Here is a 13777-nt window from a genome sequence, read left to right as displayed (position 1 = left end):
TGATTGAGGGGAAAACGGGTTAATCGTTTTCGTTATCTGGCGGATATGAGGGCGATTGAGTACGTTTTAAGGCGTCAGTCAGTGTGTCCAAAGAGAACTGCTCTTGCATGGAAGGGCTGTTGTATAGGTACGAATCTCTTCGCATATTGATGACGTCTTTTTTTATGTTCCATAGCGGTTTCGTTGCAAGCACCTGAAGTTTTGCTGATTCCTCTCTCCCTAAGTGGGTAAGCACTGCCGTGATCACAGGTACCCCCATGATGTCTTCGCAGTACAGCGTTAAATAGCCAAACTTGGCGTGTGCATTTTCACCGCTTTGACTGACGGCTTTTGCCGCGAGTTCCATGCTGGTGTAAATCGCTTTGATTTTCTTATTCACGTTGTCATTGTTTTTCACACCAAACATGTCATCAGACGTTTTCTTTATTAAATCATTGTTTTTTCGTACCTCATATTCCGTCGATACTTGCCCAATATGAACAAATAGAGGGTGATGCGCCAGCATCTGTTCAAGTGCGTATTGGTTGTAGATGGAGCATGGTCTGCCTGTCTGTGGGTCGGTGGTTGAGGCGACGGCTTTTGTCATCATACATAGCATGCTGATGGCTTCGAGAAACAACTTTTGGACGTCGTCAGGGAGCTTTTCGCTCGGAGGGCGATGGCTTGCAATGACGATGTTTCCCGTCTCATTGAGGATGACATAGCGTGATGGTGCGAGTTTTTCTTTCGGGGTGGGTTCTTTGGGTGCGATATGTCGACGCTTACCCCATATGGCATAAATAATAAGTAATAAAATAGCGCCAGCCATCACAAGAAGAAGCGGGGGGAAGAAGTCACGGAACAATTCGATTCGCGTCGTTTCCATGGTTATCGCTCAAAGCACCATTGATAAAACGCCGTTTTACCTAGGCGGTAAAGCGGCGTTCTGGCTTAGGTACCGCTGGTGACGGTGAATGATCCTGGAGAGGAAGCAACCACGGTATCTTTACCGCCATCGGTCAAGACCACATTGATGGCTGATTCGTCATCCATGGTGCCATTGACGGTGAAAGCAATTTGATCGCCAGTGTAATTCGGTTCTGAGAAGGTAGAGGTTGTCGCTCCCGATGCCCATATGAGAGAGACTTTATCTGTAGGAAGGAACTGACCTTGCAGTGCGTAGGAATGTCCGGCAACAAGTGCTGAGCCTGAATCAACAGATGCGTATCCGTTACCCCTATCAGCAACATTAAATATCGTTGGCGTTCTAAGTAGCAGCCCGCCAAGCCAGTTGATCATCGCCAAATACTGAGGATCGGAATTAATAGAGCCAAGATCGCCAGCATATTCATGAATAAAAGTGGGTGTTACGAACATATAGGTGTCTTTGTGCATAGTCAGCGTAACGCTAGACGAATGACCCTTTATGCAAGGACCGGCCTTAAAGGCGACTTCATTTTTCGCCATATCAGCATAGACAACAATGGCGCTGATAGAAGGCATGCCCAAGAGGTATTCACAAACAAAAACGATGTTGCCGACTTTACTGTTGGTTTTATCCTGACTGGCTGAAATGTTTAAACCTTCTTGGCCTATTGATGAGATCATGGAAGAGGCAAAGGCGAGCCCACCCAGTCCGGTTGCGAGCCCAAGTAGTGATTCAATTAACTCCTTGCTGAACGTTGCGCCGCCGCTTTTGCTGGAGTGGGTGACGTCTTCTTCTGTGACATGAACGAACAAGCCTGAACCTTTTATGACACTCTCTAAAGCGGCATAGTTATACAAGGAGTAAGCTTTACCCGTTGCAGGGTTTTTGGTTGTGCTAATTGCCCGAGACATCCCCGCAAAAAACACAGAAACCTCAGAAAAAATCTTCTGAACGTCCTCAGAGATAGGTGTATTCGAATCTATGGTGCTGGACATCATGATGTTGCCCGTTTGATTGAAAATGTAGTACTTCGTCGCCTCAATGTTATGTGGGTTACTGGCTGGTGGGTTTATTTCAGTAGCTTTGATTTTTGCATTATCTGCCATGGGAATATCCTCATACAGTGTAAATAGGGAAGTTTAGAAACCAGAGTGGGGTGCTTTATGCGGCAAGTTCCCCCACAATTGATTTGATCTTTGTGTCACCATCACACCATGTGAAAAAAACATTTCCCTTTTTGCAGGCAGACTTTATATCTTCGTCACTCAGTATCGTTGATGCTTTTGTGGAAATGAAAACAACGGAGGCTTTCTTGAAATTTGTGGCCGATTTTTTTGTGTCGGCCACTTCTTGGTCATCAAAATCAATGAACCAGTCTCCATTCTCATCTCCATGATAGCCAGAATATACAGTTAGATTTTCTACTTCGTTTATTTCGTCAAACTTGGCTTGGATTTCAGTAATGAAATCATCCACGGTAGATTGAGCTTCATGCGTGATGATGTTGTTTCTATATATATGAATAGACATGGTATTTATCCATCAAGTGTTGATTGGCTTGAACGCCAGCTATTAGTCTTTTTATAATGACTACAGCCTGAACCACTATTAATGGTGAGAGAGGAAGGGGATTGTCTGAACATTAAATCAGGCTACTGAAAGGATAGTAACAGCCTGAAACAAGGTAATGGTTTATTTTTGGTGAATTCACACTGTGTATGACTTTTGATTCATGTCCAATTGTTAAGGCATGGTCAAAATTCCGTTTATTATTTAGTTAGAGTCTGAGGTGAAAATCTTTTTTATGTTATTGATAATATGGATATAGGAAGAGGGAGTTATTTAAATTAATAAGAAAGGACATGTCTGAGATATGCTTTCATAATTAGTTTTGATTTTAAAAATCCCCTCCCTGCTAAGAGGGAGGAGATGTGGTCTGAATCCGATACTACGTTTTTTCTTTAAATTTGGCCGTAAAGTGTCGCAGCACTGTTGGCTCGTAGGTGAAATCGAGCCCTTTAAGCGACGCGGCTTTTTCTTTAAGTTCAATCAACGCGTCTGCGATGTAATCCATGTGGTCGTTGGTGTACACGCGGCGGGGAATAGTGAGTCGCATCAGCTCCATCGGGGAGGGTTTCTGATCTCCCGTTGATGGGTCTCGCCCAAGCAGCAAAGAGCCAATTTCAACCGCGCGAATACCGGCTTCCACATATAAGGCGTTAGCGAGCACATGGCCTGGGAATTGTTCGGCGGGAATATGAGGCAGCATTTTCCCCGCATCGACAAACACAGCATGACCCCCTGTTGGGTATTGGATGGGAATTCCCCCTTCGCGTAAACGCTCGCCCAAATACTCCACCTGACGAATTCGGTAGTTAAGGTAATCTTCCTCTGCACCTTCGTGTAAACCTCTTGCCAGCGCTTCCATATCTCGGCCAGCCATCCCGCCATAGGTGATAAAACCTTCCATGGGCACACAGCGTGTTTGCACGGCTTGGAACAGTTCTTCATGGTCGCGCACACAGCAAAGCCCGCCGATATTCACCAGTGGATCTTTCTTGGCAGACATGGTGAGCATATCGCCATAAGTATACATTTCGCGAATGATGTCAGTGATCGAGTGGTTTTCGTAACCCGTTTCGCGCTGTTTGATAAACCAAGCGTTCTCGCAATAGCGCGCGGAATCAATCACCACCGGAATATCGGCTTCTTTGGCGATTTGGTAAACCTCGCGCATGTTCGCCATGGAAACAGGCTGACCGCCGGAGCTGTTGCAGGTAATGGTAGTAATAATGGCTGCGATATTGTGCGCGCCATGCTGCCCAATGGTCTCGCGCAATGTATCGAGGTCAAAATTGCCTTTCCAATCATCATAGGTGTCGGTGTCGAAGGCTTTTTCGGTCAGCACATTGATGGCCTTACCACCGTTCATTTCAACATGACCTGCCGTGGTATCGAAATGGTAGTTAGAGATAAACACAGGGTTTGTGCCCCCGCGTACCTGACGCATCCGTTCAATTAAACAAGGGAACAGAATTTGCTCTGCGCCACGCCCTTGGTGGGTCGGCACGGTGAGTTCATAACCAAAGAAGTGTTTTACCGCATCACACAAGTTGTAGTAGTTACGGCTGCCAGCATAAGCCTCATCGCCCATCATCATGCCTGCCCACTGGTTATCGCTCATTGCGCCAGTGCCGGAGTCGGTCAACAGGTCAATATACACATCTTCGCTTTTGAGCAAAAACGGGTTGAGCCCTGCGGTTTCTAATGCTTGCGCGCGATGTTCAGGGGTGGTCATTTTGATGCGTTCAACCATTTTAATACGGAACGGTTCTGGTAAGCGTTTCATAGGATTGATCCTTTTTACGCTCGCACGGACGGTGTTTTCTTCGCCTGATGATTCACGAGTGAGCGATCAGGAAAGCGCAGAAACCACAAACCGACCCCAACAAAAAAGGGACGTGCGAGTAAATTGTGAGTGTTTAAACGAGGTGAAATATCGACGCGAGTGCGTCAGCGAGGATCAATCGCGAGGGAAGTCGTAGGCGAGTTGGATATCGTTGTTGTACCAATGGAATAGCACTGCGCTGTCATCATGCGTGCACGTATTCATTCGCTATCCTCCTTGATGTTTTGGCTAAAGATGGTTTGGTTACAACTGTTGATAAAGTAGTCAAATTTAGTGATGAATGCAACTGAGCGTCTAGCGGCCTAAAAGCGCAAGGGTGATAAATTCACGGCGAAAACTATCCGATCCTATCAAGTGCGAGACACTTCGCTGGTCATATCTATGCATATAGTAGGGAAGCAAGAGCATAAGGTTCAGCAGTGATTCTAATGGAGAGGAGAGCCCGCACTATGCAGTTCGATAACCACGTCAACACATCGATTTTTAATCCAAGAATTTTTCGCTCGCAGGTGTCCGAGAGCGGCAAGAAGCCAGCGCTTAACGCGATGTCTAGTTTGCCCTTGTTTGACGCGATATCTCAGCAAGTGTCTGCGTCTACTGATATGGATGCCAGTTACAAGGCGCGTATTGACCGTCGCCTTAAGGTGCTATCCCATAACACACTCAATCTACTGATCATCGGGTCAAAAGGTGCAGGGAAGTCAGCGACCGTGCAGGCGCTTTTTGGTGGGTATGATTGGCAAGCCGCTGATTTAAAAAACGATGATAGCGACGCTTCTTCGAAGATTCGCCGTCAGCAATTGAATCAACTTACCGTGTGGCAGGCAGATCTGCCGAGCGAAAATGATCCCGCGCAGGAGCGATGGAGTGAGCTTGGCGCACTGCTATCAGAAACCAATGCAGATAATGAGCCGTTGATTGATCGCGTGATTGTGGTTTTGGACTCCGCCAGCAGCAATATTGATGATTGCTATTTAGATATCTGCTATTCCATTGTGCCCATGATGGGCGCGATGACAGAAAATCGCTTGACCATCTTGATGAACAAAGCCGATAAAGTTGCCAGGCATATTCGTGGGACACACGCGAATGTGCTTATGCCGTTGGATGCAGAGATTTGGCTTGATTGCACCGCAGCGACCTTGCGCTATCGATTAGCTCACAACACGGGTATTCAAACCCGCCCGTTGGCTTACAGTGCGTTGGCCGGCGAATCGCCAAATGGTCGTCCTTATAACTTACAAAAACTCATGGCAAAAATGTTGGCTGACCTGCCAGAGGAAAAGCGTTTATTGTTGCTGAATCAGCCTCTGACTTGTGGTGATGACCAATGGCGTGATCATGATGACAAATTGATTTACATGCAAAGCATCGAAAACCTCTGTTTTGATAGTTTGCACGTTGGCGCGAGAGATGGCGATCGTTTCGGTGGGCAACTTGGTGCGTTTCTGGGGCGTCATGGTCGAGCGATGGGAGACATTGTTTCAGACACAATTCGCGCACAAATGGGTATGACGATTTAACATCTTCTCTCATCCATTTATTTTCGAAAAATACGCTGGAGGGCTCGCTATTAGGGCGATCCTCCTTTCGATTATCCCTTAGCTCTATTCCGCACGACAACCTGTAAGTAAACAAATTGTTAAAGACTATCAAGAGCGAGACAGATTCACTCTGTTGCTTTGCTTATAGTTGCATTTGGTTACGTAGTACTCATTGAGGGCAACCCCATGCAAAATAGCACCGCATTTTCTCGGCAACTAGCAATGGATATCAGCCATTCTTCTTTGTTGGATGAATTCAAAAAAGCAGCGCTTCAACTTCGCTTGCATCAATTGGAAGCACAACCCCTGAACATTCTGTTTGCTGGGCCGCAAGGCGTTGGCAAGACATCTACTATCAAGGCATTGTTTGGTGGCGCGCTTTTAGAGCCAAGTTCGTCGGATGCTGGTCGCTATGAAGTGGGCAATTTAGTGGTTTGGGATTATCCTGGGCACACGGGCAATCCTGAACAAGACGCTATGCTGGACATGCAGTTGGCAGCAACGTTGACAGAGCGGGACAGCGACGGTAATCCGCTTATCGATATGGTTGTTGTGGTGTTGGACGCGGCGGAAAGAAACCTCAACAGTGGTTATCGCTTGATAACAGAAGTGCTTGTGCCTGCATTGGGCGATAAGTTAGATAGCCGATTGGTAGTCGGGCTCAATAAGGTTGATGCCGCCAGTTATGGTTACGAGTGGGACTATGTTGTCGACAGCCCGTCAACGGAAGTGGAAATCTGGCCTGAAAGTACAGCGACCTTGTTGCGTCATTGCATGCTGGATGAAACGGGCCTGGAAATCGCCCCTGTTTGTTATGCAGCAGAATTCGCACGTCGTGATGAAGCAGCTCGTCCGTTTAATTTGCTGAAACTCATGAACCAGATGGTCGTTAAGCTCCCGCTTGAGAAAAAACTTACCTTGATTGATGCGCCGCTAAACGCACAAACGCAGGCGTGGTATGAAAGTGATGATCGTGATAATTATCTGACAGAAATGGAAAACAATCTGTTTGATTTGGTTTACGAAGGCGCGAAAGATGGCGCGAGATTTGGTGGTTTGCTTGGCGCTTATCTTGGTAAGCAAGGCAGGGAACTTGGCTATTTAGTTCGCCGTAATTTGCGTAGAACGCTTCATCAGGAATAAGCACTTTTGTTGTTTTCTGAAGAGCAAGAGAAAGGGAGCTGTGATAGCTCCCTTTCTCTATGTGTTGCATTTGGCTTTTTACATAGGCATTTCATACCTAGGCAAAAGGCATTTTGCTCGTTAGTGCTCCCAGCTAAAATCTGTCACGCGCTCATCAGCAATGTAAAACAACAAATCGTTTGGTATTACTTCTGCATCCAGTGGTGGATTAAGCTGCACATTACTATCTCGGCGTATGCCGATCAGCGTGGCATCATGTTTTTCTTTCATGTTCAGAAACAATGCATTCACCGTCGTGTATTTTGCATCGGCGGGGTAGCTGACTGCGTATTGGGTCATTCCTTTGCGGGTATTCAGTAGCTCATGATGAAGCTCAGAAGAGCCAGGATCGAGCGCGGATTTTGCCATCATCTCAACAGATACCGACGGAATGCATTCTGCTTTCGGACAATGTGTTTTCAATAGATTGCTCAACACCTCGTCTTGGAAGTACGCGAGAATGTGCGCATCGGGATTCTTGCTTGCGCAGAACAAGGCCGCCGCAAACGTAATGTCATCTTCTGGGTTATCAATGATGATACAGCTAGCATCTTTAACCCCCGCACGTGCCATGGCCGTTTCATCGGTAAAGCTGGTGGTGCGAACAAAATCGATGTCTTTCGGCAGCGGGTTTTCAATGTCTACTCGAACACAAAGCACAATAGGGCGCTTGTTTTTTTCTTCATGGAGTAACATGTCGATGAGGTGTAGGGTACGGCTTTCATTCCAGCCCAAAATTAAAATGTGGTCAGACACGTCAACGCTCCTTTTTCCTGTTAATCCTTTACGCCAAAACTGAATGGCAATACCCGCTAAACGGCCAACACCTATCGCAAAAATACCTAAACCGCAGGGAATAACAAAAAGGGCGGCAACCCATTTTCCTGCGTCTGTCTGTGGAGACATATCGCCGTAACCTACCGTCGAAGCAGTGACGAGTAAATAGTAAACAAAATCAACAATTGGTGTGGTAAGTTCTTGCTCTCCTGCTGCCTTAAGCAACACCCAACTCAGCGCGGCATAAGCCAGTACCGCAATGGCGACGTGCTTACCACTCAGATGCTGAAATTGAGAGGTGATCCATCGGCGAACCATGTACCACTTTGTCATCAGCCGTTTTCCTTAACATGTGTCTTATACCCAATTATCTCGAGATTTTTTGGGCGTATCTATTAAATTTAGCCGCACATTATAACAGCCTATTCACAAAGCCAATTTCTCAATACTGCTGATTGTGAAAAAGTTCTCATCTTAGTGCTGGATGCGCCGAAACTTTCCCACTAATGTCGAACAATTGCGATATATCTAAGCATCTTGATGCCGTTAGGGCGTAAGAAGGAAGCTGTAATGAGTGATAACAAATATCTTGATGAGTATTCAGAAGATAGCTTTTGGACAAAAACGCGCAACTTCGCGCAAAAAGCCGGTTACGACGTGTTGGAAAAAGCGCTGAGGCTCTACTATTCCGCCACTGATGACGACACACCCAAGTGGGCGAAAACCACCATGTTCGCGGCATTGGGTTACTTTATTAGCCCCATTGATGCCATTCCTGACCTGACCCCTGCGGTAGGGTTCTCGGACGACCTAGGTGTACTGGTGGCTGCTGCCGCTGCGGTAGTGATGCATGTAAAAGCAGAGCATGGTGAGAAAGCTACCGAGAAACTCGATAGTTGGTTCAACAAACAAAGCACAAGCACGGGAAAGGAGAGCGAGAAATGAGGGGATCACGGATCAACATCAGAAATGCCTTTGAAAAGGTCACCTTTCTCGCCGGAAGGACGCCACAACATTCGTTGAGTGGAGAAGGCACTGACGCATTTGATACCTTGTCGGCGTATCGAGATGGAGGGGTATTTATCGCTTACTATGACGGTAAGAGTGAATGGGAGCGTCACCCTGGTGACGAGTTAGTACAAATTATTGAAGGACAAACCACGGTATTTCTATTAGAAAACGGGGAAGAAAGGCCAGTATCACTGTCTGAAGGCGAGCTGATCGTCGTGCCAGAAATGGTGTGGCATCGGTTTGATACTCCAAATGGTGTGAAAGTGCTTACCATCACGCCTCAACCAACAGAACACAGTATTCAAGTGCCGTCATTTTGAACAAAGGGAAGCAAATCGTGGAGACACGGAAAGCATTGCTCAAATGTGACTACCCGAGATGGCATTGAGCGCGTAGAATGCCAGCCCTGCGATTCCCAGACAGCACCAACTGGACTTCAACATGGCAAAACCGAGCAAGACATCCCCACAATTGAAAAAGGGCCTGCATCCGCGCAATCCGCATCGTGCGCGCTATGACTTCCCAGCGTTGGTAAAAAGTACGCCAGCGCTGAGCGCTTTTGTGAAAAAGAATCCTTTTGGCGAATTGTCGGTGGATTTTTCTGATCCCGACGCGGTCAAAATCCTGAATAAAGCCCTGTTGAATCACTTCTACCAAATCAGCTTTTGGGACATTCCTAAAGGCTACTTGTGCCCGCCTATTCCGGGACGTGCGGATTATCTGCATTACATTGCAGACCTTCTTGCTGACACCCATAACGGCAATATTCCGACGGGTAAAAAAGTTAAAGGGTTAGATATCGGCATGGGGGCAAATTGTGTGTATCCCATGGTCGGTCACCGGGTGTATGGCTGGCAATTTGTGGGTGCAGACATCGATCCAGTGTCTGTTAAAAGTGCCAAGCTGCTGGTGGATGCCAACTCAACGTTGAAAGGCGGTATTGAGTGTCGTTTGCAAAACAACCCCGACAATATTTTCACCGGCATGATTAACGCCAAAGATCGTTTTGATTTCACCCTGTGTAATCCGCCGTTTCATACCTCAATGGAGGAGGCGACCAAAGGTTCTGAGCGTAAAGTGCGTAACCTTGCAGCCAATGCGCGCAAGAAAGGCGCCGAAAACCGTCCCTCCCACGCGATGTCACATACAAACGCGAAAGACTTCACTAAAGGGAAGGGCAAACCTGTTTTGAATTTTGGCGGTCAAAACGCAGAGCTTTGGTGTCCCGGTGGTGAAGCCGCGTTTGTCAATCGCATGATCACTCAAAGCGTAGACTTCAAGCATCAATGTCTTTGGTTCACGACGATGGTGTCGAAGAAAGAAAATCTCCCTGCTATTTATCAGGCATTGAAAGCGGTTGGTGCCAAAGAAGTGAAAACCATCGACATGGCACAAGGCCAGAAGGTCACTCGTGTTGTTGCGTGGACATTCTTGGACAAAGACGCGAGAGATTTGTGGTGCAGTGGGTGGGGAGCGTAAGGCGAGCATTCTGATCAATGTGATGACCTCCTAGAGACCCTGTTGAAGCAATCTAGGAGGTAAGAAATAACAACGGAATCGCTAGCTTTCAGACACTCTTTTGTGAAAATGTTCGTGTGCAGAATCAGACAGGTCACACCCCATATAATTTCGGCCAAGATTTTTTGCGGCGACTAACGTTGCACCTGATCCGAAGAACGGGTCGACAACTAATTCACCTTCTGTGCTGCTCTGAGAGATGAGCATTTCGATCAGCGGAACAGGCTTCTCAGTGGGATACCCGTTGTAGACTCTTTTGCTAACGAGAATGTCAGGCATGCCTAAGTCGTTGAGTTTTCTTTTTCCCTTCTCGAAAAACAGAATATATTCATGACGAGCACGATAGTGGTAACCCATGCCAATCGTGACTTTATCCCAAATGATCGGCTTCCAGAATTTAAAGCCCACTTTTTCTGCAATCGGTTTGATTGCAAACATCGTTTCTTGGTCACAGAATAAATAGAAATGAGAGTTCTTTCTTAGAACGCGATAGATCTCTTTTAGAAGCGCTTCAAAGCGGTCATTGGGAAAAATATCAAACCACTGATTGCTTGAAGACTTGCTTACCTTCAGTCTTGTCGTTGTCCCAATTTTTCTGTGCTTTTCCAGTGATTCATAGGGTGGATCTGTGATGAAAAGATCAACGCTCCCGTCTGCGAGCGTTGAAAGCCATTCTACGGCATCATTTTTAAAAGTAAGCATTGAGCCTCTATGTTAAATCACTGCAAATACGGCCTTTCTGATAAGTGCGAGAAGGTACACCTTTATCCAATCTACGGCAATCAATGCAGAGGTTTGATCTGTGCAGGGAGAACATACGCTCTTGTCATCTTTAATCAGCCGAAGATTGCTGAAGTAATGGCGCTGTTGACTAACGCCTTGCCTACAGAATTAATCGACAACAAATAACGTGGCGCCAATCTCGGTGGATGAGCGATGGGCTTCGGCGTTATCCGCAACGTGATAGCTCATGCCGGGCTTCAATACGTGAATGCTGCCGTCATCTAGCTCTGTGGTTAATTCACCCGACAGACAAAACAGAATGTGCCCCTTTTTACACCAATGGTCTGCGAGGTAACCGGCTGAGTACTCCACAACACGCACTCTTATATCGCCGAATTTTTGAGTTCGCCAGTAAGCCACACCTGTTTCGCCAGTGTGTTCAGTCGGCGTGATTGTTTCCCAGTCTGTTGTGCCAAATGGCAGATTATTCATTTCCATATTTCGACTCTTTCCTTATGAGAGGGTGCGTATAGGCGAGTACCCCATATCCCAATGCTACGGAGACGGGTAAACTCTGGTCTCGAATTTAGATTATCTCTTTGTGAGATGCCTTGGGAGACATTATTCATGGTTTTTAGTAAAAAATACGGATGGGTGTGTGCCGTACTACTTTGCATTTTTTATGCTTTCTCTGCGAGTGTTTCAACACGCTTTTCGTATGCTGGGGACGTGAGCGAAACGCTGGGAATGATGTTTTCTTTGTTGTCGTGGTCTGCTGGTTCAAAAGGCTTCGTGTTCACCACTGCACTATTCTGCTTTATTCCATTCTTACTGCGATGGCCTCTTAGGCGAGTGTTGATGTGTTTGTCGTGTTTTGCCTTTGTTCTTGGCGCCAGCTTTGTCACCAAAACGGTGTTGAAGTCAGTCACCAAAGAGCCTCGCCCTTACACGTATGTATTGCAGGATATGGGTGAAGTTGATTCTGCCGCAGATTTCTATTCTTTGTCGCCCGACCAGCGTTTGAGTGTTATCGATAATGTGAAAGAAAACGTTAGTTCATGGCGTTTGCTACATTGGGGAGGAGAAACTAACTATTCATTCCCTTCTGGGCATACCCTTTTTGCTGCTTGCGCAGCAATATTCTGGGGGGCAATTTTGTTGTCTGAAGGTTATCGTTTTTTTGCTGTAATACTCACGTTGTGGGCGGGGTTAGTGGGTATGAGTCGACTTTGGCTTGGTATGCACTGGCCTGTGGATCTCTTTGGCTCGCTCATTTTCGCGACAGGGCTGTGCTTTCTCATTCCCTTGGTTGAACGTGTGTTCTCTCGGCAAACTCGAACGCAAATTAGCTGAGGGTGATAAAAAGGGCGTCAGCCCTTTTTTTATGTCTGTTTGTGAGTTTTTTAAACACTGGGTGTTTGCTCAACTTTACGTGCGATACCTATGACAAAAACGTTGTCTTTTTTCGTGTTTAGACGTAAATAGTATCATCTTCATTTTCTTGGCATATACGTGGAAAGACTGCTCAAAAAGCTACCATTTATCATGACATTGTTTACTGTGTTACTTGGCAGTTACACCCTTGGTGTGATTGGGTTAAGTCATGCTGAGAACGTGATAAACAGCGCGGTTAGCCAAGAATCAGCACCTGACGTAAAAATTGATATGTTGGCCCGTCGTATCGCTTCGCCACGTATCTACTTTGCCACTCCAACCCCGTTAAAAAATGACCCATTTTCTTGGCCGATATTGCTCACTTCGATAGCGAGCTTATTGGCTTTGGGGCATGTTTTGTTCGGGCTACCTCGCACATATTCTTTCATTGATAGTGATCGCCTCGCGGGCTGGCAAGATGCCAATTTGCAGTATCGATTTATTCATTCTCGTCGAACGATACATTCACGCCTGACTCTTTGTATTCACGCAAGGAAACGGAGAGAAGTATCAATATAGACAACAAAAAGCCAATGAAACCCGTAACTCGCATTCCTTGCACCTTGGTATTTTGGAGAAACAATGTTTGAAGCAATCCAAGACGTATTGGTCGCCATTTGGCACCAAGATTTCAATGCACTGCTAACCCCTGGTAGTGCAACCCTAATTTATATTCTTGTGGCGATGTTAATCAGCCTAGAAAGCGGTTTTCTTCCCGCCGCACCGCTGCCTTGTGACAGCATCGTTGTACTTGTTGGTACGCTTTCAGCTGTAGGTGTATTGGATCCCTTTATTGCCTTTCCGATGCTGATCATTGCCGCGTCGATAGGAAGTTGGTTAGCGTTCTTACAAGGCCGCTGGCTTAACAAATTTCCGCTGGTGCAATCTTGGTTAGCAAAGGTACCAGAAAAACAAATGCGTACAGTGGATGCGCTTTTGTGTCGCCACGGTTTGGTTGCGCTGTTTATTGCTCGCTTTGTACCGGGTGTGCGTTCTGTTTTGCCAATGATGATGGGAATGCGTGTGGATGAAGTGCCGAGATTTCATCGTTTCGCGTGGCTGAGTGCCAGTATGTGGGTGTTCTTGTTGGCGGGTATGGGTTACTTGCTGCCTTCGCTTCCTGAGCCCATTAGCCGTTTAGTGACCATGGGGTTGATGGCTGCACCTGTTATTACCTTGTGTATCGGAATTCTAACTGCGGTGACATGGCGTATTCGTAAAGCGCTTCGAGCAGACCTTAATCCCACCGCATAAGGTTGCATTTTTGCGTGC

15 protein-coding genes are annotated in these 13777 nt (G+C 46.5%); 8 read left to right on the top strand and 7 right to left on the bottom strand.

Features of this window, described 5'->3' with window-relative positions; translation table 11 throughout:
* Nucleotides 1-19: 19 nt before the first annotated feature.
* From AC3CIC_RS20120 to AC3CIC_RS20105, 4 genes are all read right to left on the bottom strand, one after another.
* The gene (locus tag AC3CIC_RS20120) at nucleotides 20-865 is read right to left on the bottom strand and encodes a hypothetical protein (protein WP_488515973.1); all 846 of its coding nucleotides are present in this window, start codon (nucleotides 863-865) and stop codon (nucleotides 20-22) included.
* A gap of 65 nt (nucleotides 866-930) precedes the next feature.
* On the bottom strand, nucleotides 931-2013 hold the full coding sequence (locus AC3CIC_RS20115; RefSeq protein WP_488515972.1) for a hypothetical protein: 1083 nt from the start codon (nucleotides 2011-2013) through the stop codon (nucleotides 931-933).
* Between the two features lie 55 nt (nucleotides 2014-2068).
* Entirely contained in the window at nucleotides 2069-2437 is a 369-nt protein-coding gene (locus AC3CIC_RS20110) for a hypothetical protein (RefSeq protein ID WP_488515971.1), read from the bottom strand.
* A 418-nt stretch (nucleotides 2438-2855) separates the two neighbouring features.
* Nucleotides 2856-4256 (bottom strand): tryptophanase, encoded by a 1401-nt coding sequence (locus AC3CIC_RS20105; RefSeq protein WP_488515970.1) that lies wholly within the window; start codon nucleotides 4254-4256, stop codon nucleotides 2856-2858.
* Between the two features lie 509 nt (nucleotides 4257-4765).
* On the opposite strand from AC3CIC_RS20105, the gene AC3CIC_RS20100 reads away from it, so the two are divergent.
* Both AC3CIC_RS20100 and AC3CIC_RS20095 read left to right on the top strand, forming a co-directional pair.
* Entirely contained in the window at nucleotides 4766-5839 is a 1074-nt protein-coding gene (locus AC3CIC_RS20100; protein WP_488515969.1) for a GTPase family protein, read from the top strand.
* Nucleotides 5840-6046: 207 nt separating this feature from the next.
* Nucleotides 6047-7003 carry a GTPase family protein gene (locus AC3CIC_RS20095; RefSeq protein ID WP_488515968.1) on the top strand — a complete coding sequence of 319 codons (957 nt, stop codon included), beginning with the start codon at nucleotides 6047-6049 and terminating at the stop codon, nucleotides 7001-7003.
* A 120-nt stretch (nucleotides 7004-7123) separates the two neighbouring features.
* Here the strand turns inward: AC3CIC_RS20095 and AC3CIC_RS20090 are convergent, their stop codons facing one another.
* The gene (locus AC3CIC_RS20090) at nucleotides 7124-8152 is read right to left on the bottom strand and encodes an ion channel (RefSeq protein WP_488515967.1); all 1029 of its coding nucleotides are present in this window, start codon (nucleotides 8150-8152) and stop codon (nucleotides 7124-7126) included.
* A gap of 237 nt (nucleotides 8153-8389) precedes the next feature.
* Here AC3CIC_RS20090 and AC3CIC_RS20085 point away from each other — a divergent pair, with 237 nt between their 5' ends.
* From AC3CIC_RS20085 to rlmF, 3 genes are all read left to right on the top strand, one after another.
* A complete protein-coding gene (locus AC3CIC_RS20085; protein ID WP_371732801.1) occupies nucleotides 8390-8764 on the top strand; it encodes a YkvA family protein in 375 nt (124 codons plus the stop codon).
* A complete protein-coding gene (locus tag AC3CIC_RS20080) occupies nucleotides 8761-9150 on the top strand; it encodes a cupin domain-containing protein (RefSeq protein ID WP_017006623.1) in 390 nt (129 codons plus the stop codon). The genes AC3CIC_RS20085 and AC3CIC_RS20080 overlap by 4 nt, the downstream gene beginning before the upstream one ends.
* A gap of 121 nt (nucleotides 9151-9271) precedes the next feature.
* Nucleotides 9272-10309 carry a 23S rRNA (adenine(1618)-N(6))-methyltransferase RlmF gene (rlmF, locus tag AC3CIC_RS20075; protein ID WP_488515966.1) on the top strand — a complete coding sequence of 346 codons (1038 nt, stop codon included), beginning with the start codon at nucleotides 9272-9274 and terminating at the stop codon, nucleotides 10307-10309.
* A gap of 81 nt (nucleotides 10310-10390) precedes the next feature.
* On the opposite strand, the gene AC3CIC_RS20070 is transcribed toward rlmF, so the two are convergent.
* Both AC3CIC_RS20070 and AC3CIC_RS20065 read right to left on the bottom strand, forming a co-directional pair.
* Nucleotides 10391-11050, bottom strand: coding sequence for a DNA-methyltransferase (locus tag AC3CIC_RS20070; RefSeq protein WP_017006628.1), 660 nt, complete (start codon nucleotides 11048-11050; stop codon nucleotides 10391-10393).
* 189 nt (nucleotides 11051-11239) lie between these two features.
* On the bottom strand, nucleotides 11240-11569 hold the full coding sequence (locus AC3CIC_RS20065; RefSeq protein ID WP_394209022.1) for a DHCW motif cupin fold protein: 330 nt from the start codon (nucleotides 11567-11569) through the stop codon (nucleotides 11240-11242).
* A gap of 129 nt (nucleotides 11570-11698) precedes the next feature.
* On the opposite strand from AC3CIC_RS20065, the gene AC3CIC_RS20060 reads away from it, so the two are divergent.
* From AC3CIC_RS20060 to AC3CIC_RS20050, 3 genes are all read left to right on the top strand, one after another.
* Entirely contained in the window at nucleotides 11699-12424 is a 726-nt protein-coding gene (locus AC3CIC_RS20060; protein WP_488515965.1) for a phosphatase PAP2 family protein, read from the top strand.
* Between the two features lie 159 nt (nucleotides 12425-12583).
* Complete coding sequence (locus AC3CIC_RS20055) at nucleotides 12584-13024, top strand: hypothetical protein (RefSeq protein ID WP_488515964.1); 441 nt, start codon at nucleotides 12584-12586, stop codon at nucleotides 13022-13024.
* A 63-nt stretch (nucleotides 13025-13087) separates the two neighbouring features.
* Nucleotides 13088-13759 (top strand): DedA family protein, encoded by a 672-nt coding sequence (locus AC3CIC_RS20050; protein ID WP_488515963.1) that lies wholly within the window; start codon nucleotides 13088-13090, stop codon nucleotides 13757-13759.
* Nucleotides 13760-13777 lie beyond the last annotated feature (18 nt).

The organism is Enterovibrio sp. QJM3NY_24 (genome assembly GCF_057786035.1).
This window is presented reverse-complemented; position numbering and strand designations above follow the sequence as displayed.